Below are 17,483 nucleotides of genomic sequence, written 5' to 3'. Positions count from 1 at the left end.
GACGCGCGGGGGTCAGCCCGACGTGCGCTCCTCGATGCCCCGGTACTCGCGCTCGGGGTGGCCGGTGTAGATCTGCCGTGGACGGCCGATGCGGTTGTCGGGGTCGGCGTTCATCTCGCGCCACTGCGCGATCCACCCCGGCAGCCTCCCGAGGGCGAACAGCACGGGATACATGTCGATCGGCAGCCCCATCGCCCGGTAGATGAGCCCCGAGTAGAAGTCGACGTTGGGGTAGAGGCGACGCTCGACGAAGTAGTCGTCGTTGAGCGCGGTCTCCTCGAGCTCCTGCGCGATCTCGAACAGGGGGTCGCTGCCGGCGAGCTTCCGGATGACGCGGTCGGCGGTGTCCTTGATGATCCGCGCCCGCGGGTCGTAGTTCTTGTAGACCCGGTGTCCGAAGCCCATGAGGCGGAACGGATCGTCGGGGTCCTTCGCGCGCTGGATGAAGTCGCTGGTGTCGCCGTCCGCGTCGCGGATCCCCTTGAGCATCTCCACCACGCGCTGGTTCGCCCCGCCGTGCAGCGGCCCCCAGAGCGCGTTGATGCCGGCGCTGACCGACGCGAACATGTTCGCCTGACTCGAGCCCACCAGGCGCACCGTCGACGTCGAGCAGTTCTGCTCGTGCTCGGCGTGCAGGATCAGAAGTTCGGTGAGGGCGCGGGCGAGGTCCGGATCCACCTCGTACGGCTCGGCGGGGACGGCGAACATCATGTGCAGGAAGTTCGCGGCGAACTTGAGGTCGTTTCGGGGGTAGATGTAGGGCTGCCCGATCGACCGCTTGTAGGCGAACGCTGCCACCGTGGGCAGCTTGGCCATGAGCCGGTAGGTCGAGACCTCCACGTCCCACGGCTCCGTGGGGTCCTGTTGGTTCTGGTAGAAGGTTGACATGGCGCTCGTTCCCGCCGAGAGGATCGCCATGGGGTGCGCGTCGCGGGGGAAGGCGTCGAAGAAGGGCTTCATGTCCTCGCGCAACAGCGTGTGGTAGGTGATCGACTCGCGGAAGCTGTCGAGCTGTTCGCGGGTGGGCAGGTCGCCGTAGATCAACAGGTACGAGGTCTCGATGAAGTCCGAGCGCTCGCAGAGCTGCTCGATCGGGTAGCCGCGGTAGCGGAGGATCCCGTTCTCGCCGTCGATAAAGGTGATCTCGCTCTTGACCGAGCCGGTGTTGCCGTAGCCCGGGTCGTACGTGACCAGGCCGGTCTCGCTCCGCAACTTCCGGATGTCGATCGCCTGCTCGTTCTCGGTCCCGGTGAAGACCGGACCCTCGTACGCATGCCCGTCGAACTCGATCCGTGCGTGATCAGTCATCGATCGTTCCTCTCGCCGGATGCCGGACCGCGACGCGCGGCATCAACCGGACGTAGCCTACCTTGTCGATCCCAAACCGATGGGCCTTCGGGGGTCCTGTTGCTCGGTCATCGCTTCGCTCGCTCGACGGACCTGCGCACCCATCGATCCGCCGAGCCGCCCACCCTGCGTTCTGCGAGCCTGTGCCGCCATGACCACTCCTCACCCCCGCAAGCAAGTTGCTGACGACTACGTCCGCCGGTTGCGCGACCACCTCGACCGCATCTACGGGCCGGGGGCAGCCGCCGGTGTCCACGAGCGGCTGGTGCGGCTCGTGCAGGACACGGCGACGCGGTTGGCCGATCGGCGTCCCACCGCGCCTGCCGATCCGCCCTTCGACGAGCGCGACGTGCTCCTCATCACCTACGCGGACCAGATCCGCGAGCCCGACGCTCGCCCGCTCGACACGCTGCACCGGTTCACTCGAGCCCACCTGCAGGACGTCGTGAGCGGCGTCCACCTACTGCCGCACTACCCCTCGACGTCCGACGACGGGTTCGCGGTCGCCGACTACACGGCGGTCGATCCGAGCTACGGCACTTGGCGCGACGTGGTGCGGCTCGCCGAGGACGTCGACCTGATGCTCGACGCGGTGGTGAACCACACGTCGGCGGGTTCGGTGTGGTTTCGCAAGTGGCAGCGCGGCGACGAGGCCTTCCGCGACTTCTTCATCGAGCTCGACCCGGAGGCCGACACCGGCTCGGTCGTGCGCCCGCGCACCTCGCCGCTGCTCACACCCGTGGACACCGCCGACGGCCCCCGCTGGGTGTGGACGACGTTCAGCCCCGACCAGGTCGACCTCAACTACGCCAATCCCGAGGTGCTGCTCGCGGTCAGTGAGGTCCTGCTGTTCTACGTCGAGCACGGCGCCCGGCTCTTGCGGCTCGATGCCATCGCCTTCCTCTGGAAGGCCCTGGGCACCGCCTGCATCCACCTGCCGGAGACGCACGAGATCGTGAAGTTGTGGCGCACGATGCTCGACGCCGCCGCGCCCGGAACCCTGATCGTCACCGAGACGAACGTCCCGCACCACGAGAACATCAGCTACTTCGGCAACGGGGACGACGAGGCGCATCTCGTCTACCAGTTCCCCCTCCCGCCGTTGGTCCTCGCAGCCTTTCACTGGGCTGATGTCCGGACGCTCCGCGACTGGCTCAAGACGCTGGAGACTCCCTCGGATCGGACCTCCTTCCTCAACTTCCTGGGCTCCCACGACGGGATCGGGCTCCGGCCGGTCGAGGGCCTGCTCACCGACGGGGAGATCCGCCACCTCGGCGAGCTCGTGCAAGCCCATGGGGGAGGGGTCTCGTACCGCGCTCGGCCGGACGGTTCCCAGAGCCCCTACGAGCTCAACACCGTGTACTTCGACGCCCTGAATCCGGCGGACACCGTGGAGTCCACCGAGCGGCAGGTCGCTCGGTTTCGGGCGGCTCATTCGATCCTGCTCGCGCTGCAGGGTGTGCCCTTGCTGTACATCCACGCCCTCCTGGGAAGCCGCAACTGGACCGACGGTGTCACACGCACCGGTCGGCTGCGTACGATCAACCGCGAGAAGCTCGCTCGCGGCGAGCTCGAGGCCGAGCTCGCCGATCCGTCATCGCTCCGGCGGATGGTGCTCGACGCGCTCGCGGGGCTGATCCGGGTTCGCCGTGAGGAGCCGGCGTTCCACCCGGCCGGGGCGCAGCGGATCCTCGACGGGACGCCCGCGGTGCTCGCGATCGAGCGGACGAGCCTCGACCGCACGCGTCGCGTCCTGGCATGCACCAACGTCTCGGGTGTGCCGCAGCGGTGCCGACTCGGGCGGGACGAGGGGCTGGAGCGCCCCGGACGGTGGCGCGAGATCCTGCACGGGGGCTGCGTCCGGGGCGATCGCGACGGGACGTTGGAGGTCGAGCTGCCCCCGTTCGGCGTCGCGTGGCTGGCTGACGAGGCTTGAGGCGGGCTCGTTCCGTCGTGATCGCGTCCCCGGCGTCTATGCCAGGGAATCGAGGACCTGCGCGATCGGGGGGCGTTCCCGTACCCCGACGTCGTGGTGCACGGATTCGACGCGGTCGTCGGAGTCGCGCACGAACTGCGTGAGACTTCGCGGGATCTCGCCGTCGCGAAAGAGGGTCGTGGGGTCGATGCGGCCCTCGGCCGCGAGCCGGTGCATCGCGACCTGGGCGATGGTGGCCGCCATCCGCGAGAGGTCGGGCAGCGGTTGGTGGTGATGGATGCGCTCGCCCACGTCGACCTGAGCGAGCGCCTCGGGGCCCGCGTGGGCGAACGTGTCGACGAGCAACCCGAACTCCACCCCGTAGCCGGTGAAGAAGGGGAGCTGCTCGAGCAGCGACCGCCGTCCCGCGTACTCACCCGCGAGCGGCTGGACGACCGCGGCGAGCTCGGGCCAGAACAGGTTCAGCAGTGGCCGGGCGAGGAGCTCGGTGACCCGGCCGCCCCCTTCCTCGGCGCTCCCGCGGTCCCCGACGGATCGCTCGTAGAACGCCTTGACGAGTTGCACCTCGGGCTCGGCCAGGAAGGGCACGAGCAGTCCCCACACCAGCGCTGGATCCGGCTTGTGCAGATCGGCGTCCACGAAGACGACGACCTGGCCGCTCGTGACCGCGAGGGAGCGCCAGAGCGCGTCACCCTTTCCCAGGGAGGGCTGATGCTCGGCGAGGATCGCCGTGTCCCGGTGCACGCGGGCGCCGGCCGCAGCGGCGCGTTCGGCCGTGGCGTCCTCGCTGCCCCCGTCCATGACGACGAGTTCGTCCACAACGTGCTCGGGAAGGGAGGCGACCATCGAGACGACGTCCGCGATCGTCGCCGCCTCGTTGCGCGCCGGGATCACCACGGAGACGGTGAGCTCGCTCTCCATCTTGCGGGCAGCGACCTCGTAGGGATGGTGGTCCAGAGCACGATACGTGCGACGCGCGAACCACTCGTCGCTGCCTCGTGCGGGCGACACCTAGTCGGTCACCTCGAGGGTGAACTCCATCCCTGCTTCCCGGTGGCCGGGCACCGAGCAGTAGAGCGTGTAGGTACCGGGCTCGAGCTCGACGGTGCCGGTCCCGGTCTCTCCTCCGCTGGTGAGCGGGACGATCTCCTCGTCGCCGAGCTCCTCGACATGGATGTCGTGTTCGGTCTGGCCCTCGTTCTCCATCACGAAGCCGATCTCGCCTGCGGAGACCTGGTCGGGGACGTCCTCGTAGTACATGTCTCCCGCCACGAGCTCGACGGTCTCGTCGGCGTCGAGGTCCTCGGCGTCCTCTTCACCGTTCTCCTCGCCGTTCTCCTCGTCCGCGGGCTCCTCCTCGCCGTGCGCGGTGGGGGGAGTGATCTCGCGGGGACCGACCGCGTTGGCGATGATGCCCGCGCCGACCACCGCGGCGAGGCCGACGGCGATGCTCACCGACAGCGTTCGGACGGGCACGTGCTTGCGGCTGCCCACGAGCGACGCGACGAACAGGACGTAGCCGGCGAGCAGTAGGGCGACCAGCGTCGCCCCGATCGCGGGGATGGCCAGGAAGATCCGGGACATCGAATAGCCGAAGAGGGCGATCGCACCCAGCACGCCGAGCGGCAACAGCAGCGGGGTGAAGTAGCGCTTGCGGAAGTTCTCGTTCATCTCGCGTGGCCTCGTCGTCGCAGGTCGGCATGGGCAGCGGCGGTCGTCCGCGTGGGTGATGGCGTCTCACGCGTGCAGCCTAGGGCTCCGGGGGCGGGTCGGCCCGTCGGGGATGACGGGCGCCCTGCGGCAACTCGGGCGCCACGTCGCGCCAGTACCGTATGTCCGGGGCCCCGTTCTCCTCCTCATAATGCCAGCGCAGGAACAGCGCCAGGATGACCCCCCAGAGCAGCAGGACGCCCCCGATCTTGAACACGAGTCCGGCGATCTGCTGGTCGAGGAGGGGATCCAGCCCCCACAGGGGTGCGGTTAGCGCGTAGGCGTCGAACCAGGCCTCGCCGCCGTAGGTCAGGACGCTGGCGGGGACCGCGGGCAGCGTCGACTGGGCGAACAGGTAGGCGATCGCCCACGGGTACTCGAGGGGTGGCATCTCGGGCAGCGGGGACAGCACCGGCCACCACAGCACGAAGGCGACCGCGACCAGCGCGAGGTGCGTGCCCGTGTGCAGCAGATGATGGGTCGCGGCCGTGTTGACGAGCGCCGGCCAGTGCAACGCGATCAGGGCGCTGTTGAAGAGCAGCAGGGCGGTGAGGGGGCGGGTGAGCCACCGCCAGGCAGCGCGCAGCGGTGCGGGTGAGAGCATGCCGCGCAGCAGCCAGCCCGGGAGTCCGAGGAGCAACAGCGGGACGGCGACGAACGCGAGCAGCAGGTGCTGGACCATGTGGGCCGCCAGCATCTCGCTGGCCAGCGCGTGCAGCGGCCAGTCGAGGGTCAGCCAGAGGACGAGCACGCCGGCCGCGAAGGCCCACAGCTGCGACCGGGAGACGGCCCGCGTGGCCGGAGCGCCCGGGGTTCGCGAGCGCAGCACGGCCGCATAGGCCACCAACAGGCCGCCGGCGAGCAGCCAGACCTCGGGGTGCGGCTCCCATCCGAACGCGGACGGTCCCACGGGACGGCCTCAGGTGTTGAGGGCTACAGGGACATGATGGCGGTGACCAGGAACAGCACGGACGCGAAGGCCAACCCGATCGCGAACAAGCGACGGAAGAGGGGCGTGTCGAACCGCAGGTGCATGAACCAGAGGATGACGAGCAGGAACTTCATGATCGTGAGCACGATCAACACGGGAACCGCGACCCTGCTCGCGATCGGCAGGAAGTGGATCGCCACCTCCATCGCGGTCAGGACGGCGAGGATGGCCGCCACCTCGATGTACTCCCTGACGCCGGGGTGGTTGTGGTGGTCGTCGCCGTGCTCGAGGTCCTCGCCCTCGGTCGTCGACTGCTCGGTGGTGGGGTTGGCCATGCGTGCCCTCGCTACTCGACCGGGACCAGGTAGATGAGCGTGAAGATCACGATCCACACGATGTCGACGAAGTGCCAGTAGAGGCCCACGTTCTCGACGATCTCACTCCTGCGGTGGTTCAGCTTGCCCATCAGCGACCGCGACCACAGGATCAGCAGCATGAGCACCCCGACGGTCACGTGCACGCCGTGGAAGCCGGTGAGCACGTAGAAGCTCGTCGTGAAGGGGCTCGTCGAGAGGGTCATGCCCTCCTCGATGAAGACCGTGAACTCGTAGATCTGCCCCGACAGGAAGATCGCGCCCATGAGCGCGGTCGCGAGCAGCCACGTCCGCATCATGCGCTCGTCGCCCCGTTGCGCTCCTGTGAGGGCGAGCACGATCCCGAGAGAGCTCATCAGCAGCACGAACGTCGAGACGGAGGTGAACGGGATGTCGTAGATCGTCCCGGGGTTGATCTCCGGCGAGTCGCCGTACGACGTCATGTAGATCAGGTACGCGGCGACGAAGGCCCCGAAGAAGAGGCATTCGGAGGCGAGGAACACCCACATGCCGAGCTTCTCGTTGCTCACCCCGAGGCTCGGGGCGGGGTGGTCGCCTCCGCCCGCGGGCTCGCCCCCGCCGTCGGTCGTCGTCGTGGCCTCGGCCATCAGTGCTCCTCCTCGGCGGTGGGCTCGAACGCCCAGCCGAACGCTCCGAACAGCAGGATCGCGATCCCGGTCGCGATGATGCCCCACATGAGCGCACCGCCGGTGAACGGGCCGTAGCCCATCACGAAGATCCCCAGGGCGACGATCAGCGGGTAGAAGGATCGGTCCGGCATGTGGATGTGCTCGGGGTGGTGCTCGCCCTCGTCCTCGGGGCCCGCGTGGTCGTGCGACGCGCCGGCGGGCACCCGGACCCCGCGACCACGTCCGACCGCGTACTTGCGGTGCCAGAGCTCGTCGCGGGCGGTCACCTCGGGCACGACGTCCCAGTCGTGCTGGGGTGGCGGCGAGGTCGTCATCCATTCGATCGTGCGGGCGTCCCAGGGGTCGTCACCGGCGATCTCGCCGTGGCGCTTGCTCCACACGACGTTGATGAGGAACAGCAGCACGCTGAACGCGATGATGAAGGAGCCCCAGGTCTCCACCTGGTTCCAGAACTCCCAGCCGTAGCCGGCGGGGTAGCTGTCGATGCGTCGGGGCATCCCCTGCAACCCCACGATGTGCATCGGCGCGAACGTGAGGTTGAAACCGATGAAGGTGAGCCAGAAGTGCCACTTGCCGATCCGCTCGCCCAGCATGCGGCCGGTCATCTTCGGGAACCAGTAGTAGACCCCCGCGAAGATGCCGAACATCGTGCCGCCGAAGAGCACGTAGTGGAAGTGCGCAACGACGTAGTAGGTGTCGGTGTGCTGGTAGTTGTGCGGGACGATCGCGTGGGTCACACCCGAGAGCCCGCCGATGGTGAACATCGCGACGAGCCCGAGAGCGAACATCAGCGCCGTCGTGAAGCGGATGCGACCGCCCCATATCGTGCCGAGCCAGTTGAAGATCTTCACCCCGGTGGGGACCGCGATGAACATCGTGGTGAGCGCGAAGGCGCTGTTGGCGACCGGGCCGAGCCCCGAGGCGAACATGTGGTGCGCCCAGACGCCGAACCCGAGGAAAGCGATCGCCAGCCCGCTGAACACTAGCGCGGAGTAGCCGAAGACCGGCTTGCGGCTGAACACCGGCAGCACCTCGGAGACGATCCCGAAGGCCGGCAGGATCAGGATGTAGACCTCGGGATGGCCGAACAGCCAGAACATGTGCTGCCACAGGATCGGGTCGCCGCCCTGGGTGGGGTCGAAGTACCGTCCGTCGAAGCGGACGTCGAACATCAATTGCCAGAGCGCGACCGCGATGATCGGGATCGCGAACAGCAGCAGGAAGTTCGTGACCAGCGACATCCAGGTGAACACCGGCATCCGCATGAGACGCATGCCGGGCGCTCGCATGTTGAGGATCGTGGTCACCATGTTCACGGCCTGGATCAGGGACGCGAGCCCGACGATCTGCAGCCCCACGGAGTAGAACAGCATCCGTGACGCGTGGCCGGCGTACACGTCGGTGTTGCCGGGGTCGGGCCCGACCTCGCTCGACAGCGGCGCGTAGTTGAACCAGCCGCCGTCGGGCATACCCCCGAGGAAGATGCTCGAGTAGATGAAGATGCCGCCCAACAGGAACACCCAGTACGACAGGGCGTTCAGGCGGGGGAAGGCGACGTCGCGCGCGCCGATCTGCAGCGGGAGCACATAGTTGAAGAACCCCGCGGACAACGGCATGAGCGCGAGGAAGATCATCGTCAGGCCGTGCATCGTGAACAGCTGGTTGTACTGGTCCGCGTTCAGGACCTGCCCGTCGGGGCCGGCCAGCTGGACGCGGATCAACAGCGCCTGGATGCCGGCGATGACGAAGAAGGTGAAGGCGGTGACGAAGTAGAGGATGCCGATCCGCTTGTGATCGACGGTCGTCACCCAACTCCAGAAGCCCGTCTCCTTGCTGGGCCGCCGGAGCAGCCGGCTCGGCTCCGGTGCTTCGGTCATGGCGCTCATGCGCTCGGCTCCTGTCGGACCTGCTCGCTGTCGGATCGGTGGATCGTCGGTTTGGCTTCGCGGGCTCGGGCGTTGGTCCGCACCGTCGCTACTCGAGGCTCATGAGGTACTCGACCAGCGGCTCGACCTGCTCGGGGTCCATCTGCTCGTCCTCGATGAGGTTGGGCATCTGCGCGCCGGGCTTGAACTCCTGTGGGTCCTCCAGCCACGCGCGCAGGTTCTCGCGGTTGGACTCACGGAAGCCGCCGGCCATCGTGTCGCGGGTCGCGAAATGGGTGAGGTCGGGGCCGATCCGCACCTCGGCGGCTTGCCCGTCCGGTCCCTCATAGCCCTCGATGGCGTGACACTGGATGCACGCCGCCTCGGTGAAGGCCTGCTCGCCCTCGGCCACCAGGTCCTCGTCGGCCTCGTCGGCCGGCTCGGCCGGTTCGGACTGCTCGTCGAGCCACGCCTGGAACTCGTCGGGCTCCTGGGCGATGACCTGGAACCGCATGCGGCTGTGCGAGAGCCCGCAGAACTGGGCGCACTGGCCCTCGTAGCGCCCCACCTCGTCGGCCTGGATCGACATGTTGCGCACCTGGCCCGGCACGATGTCCTGCTTGCCGGCGAGGCGGGGGACCCAGAACGAGTGGAGCACGCCCTCGGCCGCACCGCCCTCCTTGGGTCCGACGCCGCCGGGATCCGGCTGCTGGGCCGACAGCGCTTCCATGTGGAGGTAGACCGGCTGCTCGGTCGGGATGTGCAACTGCGTCGACGTGACGACGTCCTGCCCCTCGTCACCGAGGTACTCGAACTCGAACCAGTACTGCTTCGCGACGACTCGAACCTCGAGGGCATCGTCGGGCTGCGCCGCGAGGTCGAAGGTCGTCTGGATGGTCGGGACCGCGATCACCGCGAGGATCACGGCCGGCACGAGCGTCCAGAGGATCTCGAGGCGGGTGTTGCCGGCCACCTGCCTCGGGAGCTCGGAGTCGTCCTCGTCGGACCGGCGGCGGAAGCGGACGATCGCGAAGATCAGGATCCCGTTGACGAGGATGAAGACCCCGACCGCGATGGGGAACACGATGTTCCACAGCTGGTCGGGCGCTTCCGCGAAGGGCCCGGCGGTATCGAACGTGTCCTGCGGCGCGTCCGGTGCGCAGGCGGCCAGCACCGACACGAGCAGCCCGAGCACCGCGGCGCGAAGGAGGCCGCGGCGCCACCTGCCCCGGGTGGGACCGGTCACCGGCCCCCTCGCGGCCGAGCGGGTCGCCGGAGCCTTCATGAACCCTCCTGGTGGACGTCGTGACGACGAGCTGCCGCCCCCGCGCGGGGAGCGGACCCCGCCCGCGGGCCGCGGAGAGTCTACCGCCGGGCGGCGGGAGCGCCGCCATCTGGCGGACCAGGCGGACCAGGATGAGACGTCGGTGCGAGCGTCGCCGGATCGGACGATGGTCACGGCGTCAAGTGTGGCATGGAGGAGCTTGGGGACCCAAACCTGATCGGGAGCGCGATGTCGGGTGATCCGCCGCGGGCGCTAAGGTTCCGGGTCGTGTCCGGATCCAGAGTTCAACTCATGCGCAACCCACCGGTCGACGATCGACTCGAGGCGCGCATCGTCGACCTGTGGGTGCGGGTGACCAACGCCGGCGGTGCGGTCGGGTTCCTCAACCCGACGAGCCACGAGGCGGTCGCCCCCCTTGCGCGGCAGCAGCTCTCCGCGGTGACCGCTGGGCGGGACGACCTCGTCGTGGCCCGTGACGGGGACGAGGTGCTGGCCCTCGGGTTCCTCGCCACGCGAGCCAGCGAGGTGTCCGGACACGTCGGGACGATCCAGCGGTTGCAGCGCGACCCGCAGGTGCGGGGCGGTGGGCTGGGGGCCCGAGTGCTCGCGGAGCTCGAGCAGGCCGGCTGGGAGCGGGAGCTCAGCCGGCTCACGCTGACCGTCCGTGCCGGCACCGGTCGCGAGGCCTTCTACCTCGCGCACGGGTGGCAGCTCGACGCGCGCCTGCCCGGGCGCTTGCTGGATGCGATCGGTGCCGAGGTCGACGAGCTGCACCTCTCCAAGCCACGGCCGGCCTCGGACCCCCGGCCGAGCGGGGAGGTCCCGCGGCTGGTCGACGGTGAGGCCCCGCGAGCGTCTGGCACCGGGAAAACAGCCGCGCCGCTGCCCGTGCGACGCCTCGATCTCGACTTGCCCCTCCCGGATTACGCGCACCCGGGTGATGCCGGCCTCGACCTGTACGCGGCCGAGGACGTGCGCCTGTCGCCGGGAGCACGGGCAGTGGTGGGCAGCGGACTCGCGGTCGCGATCCCCGAGGGACACGTCGGGTTGGTGCATCCTCGATCCGGCCTCGCGGCGCGGCACGGCGTCACGCTCGTCAACGCGCCCGGCACGATCGATGCTGGCTATCGCGGCGAGGTGAAGGTCGTGCTCGTCAACCTCGATCCCGCTGAGCCGGTGACGCTGCACCGCGGTGACCGCATCGCGCAGCTCGTGGTGCAATCGGTCGCGCACGTGGCACCGGTCGAGGTGGACGAACTGCCCGAGTTCGAGGATGCGCACGAGCAGACACCGGGGGGTGCGCGGGGCGCCGGCGGGTTCGGGTCGACGGGTCGGTGAGCAGGGGTGACGACCCTGGCGTCCGGGACCGCCGGAGAGTTGCGGTCCCGTGACGGCTGCGGCAGCATGTCCATCGACGCGGACGTAGCTCAGCTGGTTAGAGCGTCTCGTTGCCAACGAGAAGGTCGCGGGTTCGAATCCCGTCGTCCGCTCGGTCCGACCCCGGTGTGGCCGGGGTCGACGTGTGTCGGGCGGACCAGGGACGACGGCGCCGGTCCCGCGGGTAGGGCCCCGACGCCGTCCGGATGCCGGGGGCGAGGAGCGGCAGCCATGGGTGACATCGGAGCCATCCGACCGCTGCTCGTCTCCGTGGATGGGGACGATCCCGTGCGCGTCGCCCTCGAGTGGGAACGCGAGCTGTACGTGGGGGAGGCCCCGGGTCCGTCGAGCGGGGACGCCGGTGACCGCCGGCACGAACGGGTCGTGGCGGCCGGTGGCGCGACGCTGCAGGCCCTCGATCAACTGACTCCGTCCGCGGTGACGTTCGCGCTCGAGTGGGCGGCCGTGGTGCACACCGCCGCCGAGCTGCCCGACCTCGTCGTGGCGATGCCCCGCGTGGAGGTCGCGGGCGTGCCGATGCGGTATGCCGGGGCGGTGGTCGACGACGGGGACGATCCCGCGTTGCTGGCGGCCAGGGCCACGCTCGATGCGCTCAACCGACGGCTGGGGGTCACCGGACTCTAGACTGGCGACGTCCGCGGCCTGCGGACATCGCCAGTCTCCGTGCCGTGGGGGGCCCATGCACGACCGCCTCGGGGCGCTGGATGCGTCGCTGCTCGCCCTCGAATCGCCATCGACGCTCCTGCACACCGGAGGGGTGAGCATCTTCGGGCCCGGGCTCGACTCCACGAGCGTGCACGATCGCCTGCGCGAGCGCCTCCCCCGGGTCCCGCGAGCCCGTCAGCTCCTGCGTCCGACGCCGCTGGGCGGCAAGCCCGTGTGGATCGACGCACCCGCCTTCGACCTGAGCTACCACTTGCGGCACGCGGCGCTACCGTCGCCCGGGACACTCGAGCAGCTCGGGGATTACGTCTCACGCCTCATCGGGCGACAACTCGACCGGTCCTACCCCCTGTGGGAGCTGTACGTCATCAAAGGGCTCGAGGGCGGCCGCACCGCCCTGTTCGGCAAGATCCACCTCGTCATGGCGGCGGAACAGGAGCAGGAGGGGGATCCGTTCGCCGCCCTGCTCGACGAGGCGCCCGACGCGGAGGAGGCCTCCGCCCCCAGGATCGACTCGGAGCCCGAGCCGCCGCCTTCCCCGCTGGAGCTGACCGTCGATGCGGTGCGGGAGCGCACCGTCGCGGCGGTACGACTCGGTGCGCGGGCCGGCGGTGCGGTACGGCGGCCCGCGCAGGCACGCGCAGCCGCTTCGGCGGTCGCGACGTCCGCGCTCGGGCTCGTGGCGCGCGCGGCGCGGACCGCACCGCCCAGCCCGCTGAACCGGCCGCTCACCCGCCACCGACGGTTCGCGTTCGCGTACGCGGAGCTCGCCCAGCTGCGCGACGTACGCAGCGCGTACGGGGGGACGATCAACGACGCGGTCGTGGCGGTCGTGGGCGACGCCGTCGGGCGGCTGCTGCGCAATCGTGGCTACGATACGAAGGACCTCGACCTGCGGGTCATGGTGCCGGTGCGTGTGGAGGAGGCCGGCACGGGCGAACCGCTGCCCGGCGCGCACACGCTCCGGGAGGGGGCGGTGGGGGTGCTCGCGCCCCTGCCGGTCATGGAGATGGACCCCGTCGCGCGCCTGTACCGCGTGATGGGGGAGCTCGCGCACCTGCGCGACAGCGGTCAGGCGGTTGCCGCGGACCGGCTCGCGAAGGTCGCCGGATTCGGTCCGCCGGGCCTGCACGCGATCGCCGCCCGCCTCGCGATCGGCGAGCAGCGCTACAACCTCGCGCTGTCGAACGCGCCCGGCCCGCAGTCACCACGGTGGCTGGCTGGCGTGCCGCTCGAGGCCAGCCACCCGTTCATCCCGCTGGCCGGCGACGCGGGCCTGTCGGTCGCGGTGAGCTCGTATGCGGGCTCGCTGTGCTTCGGGCTGCTCGGTGACCGGCGCGCGGTGCCCGACGTCGAGGACCTCGCCGGCCACCTGCACGACGCGGTCGTGGATCTCGTCGCGGCCTGTGGGGCGCGCACCCGCGACGGGGTGCACCCACCGTGCCCGCGCGCCGCCGACGGGCCCGAGGACGAGGGCGGCCCCGACGAGTCGGGATAGGCTCGGAGGATCACGATGGAGATCTACGATGCGCTGGCCAAGGCTCGCGGCCGGGGGGAGCGAGCGGTCCTCGTCACCGTGCTCGAGGTCGCCGGGGACGCGCCGAGCCATCCGGGCGCCAAGCTCGTCGTGACCGACCAGGGCCCGGTCGCCGGCACCCTCGGGTGCAGTGAGTTCGACCACGCCGGGCGGCGGCTCGCCGGCGAGGCTCTCGCGGGCGGCGAACCACTGCGCCGGCGCCTCGACTTCGACGAGCACGGGCACGAGCGTGCCCTCGAGCTGTTCGCGGAGGTGCACGAGCCCGAACCCGCGGTGCTGATCCTCGGCACGACCCCGGTCGGTCGTGAGGTGGCCGCGCTGGCGCGCCGGCTGGAGCGGCGGGTCACGCTCGTCGGCCCGGGGGGTGACGCGACGGTTCCCGCCGGCGTCGAGGTGCGCGCCGACGACCCTGAGCGGTACCTGCTGAACGCCCCGCCGGGGTCCTCGGATGCCGTGCTCGTCACCGACCACGACGCCCCCTGGGTCGAGGAGGTCCTCCGCGTCGCACTCGCCAGCGAGGCCTACTTCGTGGGGATGCTCGGCAGCCGCCGCCACGCGCCCGACGCGGTGCGGACACTACGCGCACAGGGAGTGCCGGAGGCGCACATCGCGAAGCTGCGCGCGCCCGTTGGGCTCGACATCGGCAGCCGGACGCCCGCCGAGATCGCCCTGTCGATCATCGCCGAGATCGTCGCGGCCGAGCGCGGCGCCGACGGGGGTCGGCTCGGCCTCGACTGGTCGGCGCAGCCAACGTGAGCCCGCCCGGACCCGGCGCCGAAGGGAGCCTGCGCGCGTGAGCCGTGACCACGACGCCGACGCCGGGGGCGACCCCGCGGTCCTCGGGGCCAAGCGGGCGCTGCGTGAGGAGGTCTGGCAGGCGCTGTCCGACGCCGGTGCGGCGCGGTTCCCGGGCGCGCGCAACCGCATCCCGAACTTCTCCGGCGCCGAGGAGGCGGCGCAGCGGCTGGCTGCGCTGCCGGAGTGGGATCGGGCCGACGCGGTTAAGGCCAACCCGGATGCCCCACAGCGGCCGGTGCGAGCCCGCGCGCTCGAGGACGGGTTGGTGTGCTACCTCGCGGTGCCACGCCTGGCGGGTGAGAAGCCCTTCCTGCGCCTGGATCCCGACCGGCTCGAGGTCGCACCCCGGGACGCGGCCTCCATCAAGGGAGGGGAGGCGCACGGCGAGCTCGTCGGTGTCGACGAGATGGAGCCCGTCGACCTCGTCGTGAGCGGGTGCGTCGCCGTGGATCGGCGCGGCGCGCGTCTCGGCAAGGGTGGCGGGTTCGCCGACCTCGAGCTCGCGCTCGCCGTCGAGGCCGGCGTGGTCACCGAGGACACCGTGGTGGCGACCACGGTCCATCCCCTGCAGGTCGTCGAAGCCGACCGAATCCCGCTGGCCGAACACGACACCACCGTCGACGTGATCGTCACTCCCACCGAGGTGATCCGCTGCCCCCGTGAGCGGCCCCGACCGGCCGAGATCGCGTGGGACGCGCTGACCGACGAGAAGATCGCCGCGATCCCGTTGCTCCGGCGGCTCGTCGGGCGCGCATGACCCCCGAGGAAGCCGCTCAGCGGCTCGCCGCCGACCCCGGGCGCACCGCGTTGTGCTGTGACTTCGACGGGACCCTCGCCCCGATCGTCGACGACCCTGCGGACTCCGCGCTGCCGGAGGGGACCCGGGAGGCGCTGTGGCTGCTCGCGCGACGGCTGGGCCGCGTCGCGCTCGTATCGGGCCGTCCGGCCGGCTTCCTCCTCGAGCGGGCTGCCATCGAGGGGATTGCACTCTACGGCCTCTATGGGTTGGAGGAGGCCGAGGCCGACGGGACGGTAAGGCCGCATCCCGACGTCGCTCCGTGGGAGGACGCCGTCGGTGAGGCGAAGGCGTGGCTCGCCACCGAACTGGACGGTCATCCCGGCATCGTGATCGAGGACAAGGGGCGCTCGGTCGCGGTGCACTGGCGTCACGCCCTCGATCACGCGCGGGCCGAGCTGATCGTCGGGGTCACCGTCGACACGATCGCCGAGGCCACCGGGCTGACGGCCGAGCCGGGCAAGCTCGTCGCGGAGCTGCGTCCGCCCGTTCCGGTCGACAAGGGCGACGTGGTCGCCCGCGTGGCTGCCGACGCGGCGGTGGTCGCCTACGCGGGGGACGACCGTGGCGACATCCCCGCGTTCGCGGCGGCTCGTCGGCGGGGAGGCATCGCGATCGGCGTCGACCACGGCGTCGAGACGGCGGACGAGGTCCGGGCCGCCTGCGACGTGCTCCTCGACGGGGTGGCCGCGTTCGGGACCTGGCTCGATGGCCTCGCGGCCCGTCTCGCTCCCTGACCTCGCCGGATGGCTCACCCTCGGCGGGCCTCGACCGCCTCGCGCAGCAGACGCCGCTGTTCGCCCAGCCACTCCTCGGGCGCGCCGATGGTCACGGCACCTCGCAGGCGATTGGCCCGCTCGGCGCGTTCGCCAGCGTCCATCGTGAGCGCCAGGTGTAGCGCGGCTGCTTGATCCTCCACGTCGAACGGGTTCACGGTGATCGCGCCGCCGGACAGCGTCGTCACCGCGCCCGCCTCTCGTGAGAGCACCAGAACCCCGTCCGCGTGGTTGAGTGCCGGGCCCTCCTTGGCCACCAGGTTGGTCCCGTCGCGGACGGGGTTCGCGAGCAGCACGTCGTAGCGCTGCAGCGCCGCGATCGCCGCCGGGTAGTCGTCCACGACGCGCAGGTCGATCGTCTGCTCGCCGAAGCGCTCGGCGATCCGTGCGGCGAGCTGCTCGCAGTGCTCGACGTAGGCCCGGTAGGCCGGTACGGACTGGCGCGAGGGATTGCAGATCGCGAGGTGCTGAACGCGCTCGCGGTGCTCGGGATGGCGTTCCAGGAGGAGCTCGAACGCCTGCAGGCCACGCGCGATGTTCTTCGACAGGTCGGTCCGGTCGACGCGCACGATCAGCCGACGTCCGTCACGGGAGGCGTCGAGTCGCTCCCCGGCCTCCCGGGTCGCGGGCGCGTCGGCCGCGCTCACCAGGGCGGTCTCGTCGACGCCGAGCACGACGTCGGTCACACGCGTGCGGCCCCATTCGTGCTCCACGGTCTCGCCGGAGAGGCGCGCGCCGAGGGTCTCGTGGGTGCATCGCCGCAGGGCCGAGGACCATTCGGGTGCGCTGGTCACGACGACGTCGGCCTGCAACAGGCCCTCGAGGGCGTCGCGGGCCACCTCGTCGGGCAGCATCGCGAGCTCACGGGGCCGCGCCCACGGGGTGTGGATGTAGCTGAGGATCGGCGCCTCGGGCCAGTGGGCGCGGATCGTCCTGCCGGCGGTGAGCAGGTGGTAGTCGTGCAAGTGGACCTCGGGCCGGTCGCCGCCGGCCTCCAGGACGGCCTCGGCGACCTGCCGGTTGACCGGCAGGTAGCCGTCGCGCCAGTCCGACGACCACGGGCGGTGGGGTTCGTACGGCGCGTTCCACATGCCGTGCACGGTGAACCACAGCAGCTCGTTGGCGATGCGGTTGTAGTACGCCTCGAAGCGCTCGTACCCGGGATCGACGAGCGACAGGCGGAAGCGGCTGCCGTCCGCGTCGACCTCGAAGGTGCCCGGATGCTCGGCGGCCACCCGGCGATCGGTGTCCGACAGAGCGACCGACACCCAGGTGCCCGGCTCGTCCTGCAACGCGCCCCCGAGCGCGGTCACCAGGCCGCCGAACCCCCGCCGACTCTCGAGGTCGCCGTTCTCGTCGTACGCGAAGCGCACCGGACCGCGGTTGCTGGCGATGAGAAGCTGATCGGTCTGCATGG

The 17,483-nt window shown here is 70.6% G+C and carries 16 protein-coding genes, 1 tRNA gene and 1 pseudogene; 9 read left to right on the top strand and 9 right to left on the bottom strand.

The window, feature by feature from the left end; translation table 11 throughout:
- Window positions 1-12: 12 nt before the first annotated feature.
- A complete protein-coding gene (locus ER308_RS01060; protein WP_131153294.1) occupies window positions 13-1,308 on the bottom strand; it encodes a citrate synthase in 1,296 nt (431 codons plus the stop codon).
- 190 nt (window positions 1,309-1,498) lie between these two features.
- Here ER308_RS01060 and ER308_RS01055 point away from each other — a divergent pair, with 190 nt between their 5' ends.
- Complete coding sequence (locus ER308_RS01055) at window positions 1,499-3,283, top strand: sugar phosphorylase (RefSeq protein ID WP_165491708.1); 1,785 nt, start codon at window positions 1,499-1,501, stop codon at window positions 3,281-3,283.
- Between the two features lie 36 nt (window positions 3,284-3,319).
- On the opposite strand, the gene ER308_RS01050 is transcribed toward ER308_RS01055, so the two are convergent.
- The 7 genes from ER308_RS01050 to ER308_RS01020 all read right to left on the bottom strand — a co-directional run bounded on the left by ER308_RS01050 (window position 3,320) and on the right by ER308_RS01020 (window position 10,098).
- A complete protein-coding gene (locus ER308_RS01050) occupies window positions 3,320-4,294 on the bottom strand; it encodes a glucosyl-3-phosphoglycerate synthase (RefSeq protein WP_131153292.1) in 975 nt (324 codons plus the stop codon).
- Window positions 4,295-4,954: a plastocyanin/azurin family copper-binding protein gene (locus ER308_RS01045; protein WP_131153291.1), complete on the bottom strand. Its 660-nt coding sequence runs from the start codon at window positions 4,952-4,954 to the stop codon at window positions 4,295-4,297.
- Between the two features lie 79 nt (window positions 4,955-5,033).
- Complete coding sequence (locus ER308_RS01040) at window positions 5,034-5,903, bottom strand: cytochrome c oxidase assembly protein (RefSeq protein WP_131153290.1); 870 nt, start codon at window positions 5,901-5,903, stop codon at window positions 5,034-5,036.
- A gap of 23 nt (window positions 5,904-5,926) precedes the next feature.
- Entirely contained in the window at window positions 5,927-6,259 is a 333-nt protein-coding gene (locus ER308_RS01035) for a cytochrome C oxidase subunit IV family protein (RefSeq protein WP_131153289.1), read from the bottom strand.
- An 11-nt stretch (window positions 6,260-6,270) separates the two neighbouring features.
- Window positions 6,271-6,906 (bottom strand): cytochrome c oxidase subunit 3, encoded by a 636-nt coding sequence (locus ER308_RS01030; RefSeq protein ID WP_205745816.1) that lies wholly within the window; start codon window positions 6,904-6,906, stop codon window positions 6,271-6,273.
- Window positions 6,906-8,834 (bottom strand): cytochrome c oxidase subunit I, encoded by a 1,929-nt coding sequence (ctaD, locus tag ER308_RS01025; RefSeq protein ID WP_205745815.1) that lies wholly within the window; start codon window positions 8,832-8,834, stop codon window positions 6,906-6,908. Before ctaD ends, ER308_RS01030 begins: the two co-directional genes overlap by 1 nt.
- Window positions 8,835-8,922: 88 nt before the next feature.
- Entirely contained in the window at window positions 8,923-10,098 is a 1,176-nt protein-coding gene (locus ER308_RS01020) for a cytochrome c oxidase subunit II (protein ID WP_131153288.1), read from the bottom strand.
- 189 nt (window positions 10,099-10,287) lie between these two features.
- Between ER308_RS01020 and ER308_RS22970 the strand changes: the two are divergent.
- The 8 genes and pseudogenes from ER308_RS22970 to otsB all read left to right on the top strand — a co-directional run.
- Window positions 10,288-10,797 (top strand): annotated as a pseudogene (locus ER308_RS22970) (GNAT family N-acetyltransferase); the annotation flags it as partial.
- Between the two features lie 129 nt (window positions 10,798-10,926).
- Window positions 10,927-11,436: a dUTP diphosphatase gene (gene dut / locus ER308_RS22965; RefSeq protein ID WP_420826232.1), complete on the top strand. Its 510-nt coding sequence runs from the start codon at window positions 10,927-10,929 to the stop codon at window positions 11,434-11,436.
- A gap of 78 nt (window positions 11,437-11,514) precedes the next feature.
- A tRNA-Gly gene (locus ER308_RS01010) sits at window positions 11,515-11,588 on the top strand.
- A 118-nt stretch (window positions 11,589-11,706) separates the two neighbouring features.
- A complete protein-coding gene (locus ER308_RS01005; RefSeq protein ID WP_131153286.1) occupies window positions 11,707-12,120 on the top strand; it encodes a hypothetical protein in 414 nt (137 codons plus the stop codon).
- Between the two features lie 55 nt (window positions 12,121-12,175).
- Complete coding sequence (locus ER308_RS01000; protein ID WP_165491707.1) at window positions 12,176-13,657, top strand: wax ester/triacylglycerol synthase family O-acyltransferase; 1,482 nt, start codon at window positions 12,176-12,178, stop codon at window positions 13,655-13,657.
- A gap of 15 nt (window positions 13,658-13,672) precedes the next feature.
- Window positions 13,673-14,452 (top strand): XdhC family protein, encoded by a 780-nt coding sequence (locus tag ER308_RS00995; protein ID WP_131153284.1) that lies wholly within the window; start codon window positions 13,673-13,675, stop codon window positions 14,450-14,452.
- Between the two features lie 37 nt (window positions 14,453-14,489).
- A complete protein-coding gene (locus ER308_RS00990; protein WP_131153283.1) occupies window positions 14,490-15,251 on the top strand; it encodes a 5-formyltetrahydrofolate cyclo-ligase in 762 nt (253 codons plus the stop codon).
- Window positions 15,248-16,027 carry a trehalose-phosphatase gene (gene otsB, locus ER308_RS00985; protein ID WP_131153282.1) on the top strand — a complete coding sequence of 260 codons (780 nt, stop codon included), beginning with the start codon at window positions 15,248-15,250 and terminating at the stop codon, window positions 16,025-16,027. The genes ER308_RS00990 and otsB overlap by 4 nt, the downstream gene beginning before the upstream one ends.
- Window positions 16,028-16,041: 14 nt before the next feature.
- Here otsB and ER308_RS00980 read toward each other — a convergent pair whose 3' ends face one another.
- Window positions 16,042-17,481, bottom strand: coding sequence for an alpha,alpha-trehalose-phosphate synthase (UDP-forming) (locus ER308_RS00980; protein WP_131153281.1), 1,440 nt, complete (start codon window positions 17,479-17,481; stop codon window positions 16,042-16,044).
- Window positions 17,482-17,483: the final 2 nt, after the last annotated feature.

It is taken from the genome of Egibacter rhizosphaerae, assembly GCF_004322855.1.
In the GTDB taxonomy this organism is placed as follows: Bacteria; Actinomycetota; Nitriliruptoria; order Euzebyales; family Egibacteraceae; genus Egibacter; species Egibacter rhizosphaerae.
Note: the sequence above shows the minus strand (reverse complement) of the source record. Positions and strands in the feature narration are given on the sequence as shown.

Bases quoted from the DNA above. Each gene is read 5' to 3' on its own strand.
- ER308_RS01060 (WP_131153294.1), bottom strand. From the start codon at position 1,308: ATGACTGATCACGCACGGATCGAGTTCGACGGGCATGCGTACGAGGGT.
- ER308_RS01055 (WP_165491708.1), top strand. From the start codon at position 1,499: ATGACCACTCCTCACCCCCGCAAGCAAGTTGCTGACGACTACGTCCGC.
- ER308_RS01045 (WP_131153291.1), bottom strand. From the start codon at position 4,954: ATGAACGAGAACTTCCGCAAGCGCTACTTCACCCCGCTGCTGTTGCCG.
- ER308_RS01035 (WP_131153289.1), bottom strand. From the start codon at position 6,259: ATGGCCAACCCCACCACCGAGCAGTCGACGACCGAGGGCGAGGACCTC.
- ER308_RS01030 (WP_205745816.1), bottom strand. From the start codon at position 6,906: ATGGCCGAGGCCACGACGACGACCGACGGCGGGGGCGAGCCCGCGGGC.
- ctaD (WP_205745815.1), bottom strand. From the start codon at position 8,834: ATGAGCGCCATGACCGAAGCACCGGAGCCGAGCCGGCTGCTCCGGCGG.
- ER308_RS01020 (WP_131153288.1), bottom strand. From the start codon at position 10,098: ATGAAGGCTCCGGCGACCCGCTCGGCCGCGAGGGGGCCGGTGACCGGT.
- ER308_RS01005 (WP_131153286.1), top strand. From the start codon at position 11,707: ATGGGTGACATCGGAGCCATCCGACCGCTGCTCGTCTCCGTGGATGGG.
- ER308_RS01000 (WP_165491707.1), top strand. From the start codon at position 12,176: ATGCACGACCGCCTCGGGGCGCTGGATGCGTCGCTGCTCGCCCTCGAA.
- ER308_RS00995 (WP_131153284.1), top strand. From the start codon at position 13,673: ATGGAGATCTACGATGCGCTGGCCAAGGCTCGCGGCCGGGGGGAGCGA.
- otsB (WP_131153282.1), top strand. From the start codon at position 15,248: ATGACCCCCGAGGAAGCCGCTCAGCGGCTCGCCGCCGACCCCGGGCGC.
- ER308_RS00980 (WP_131153281.1), bottom strand. From the start codon at position 17,481: ATGCAGACCGATCAGCTTCTCATCGCCAGCAACCGCGGTCCGGTGCGC.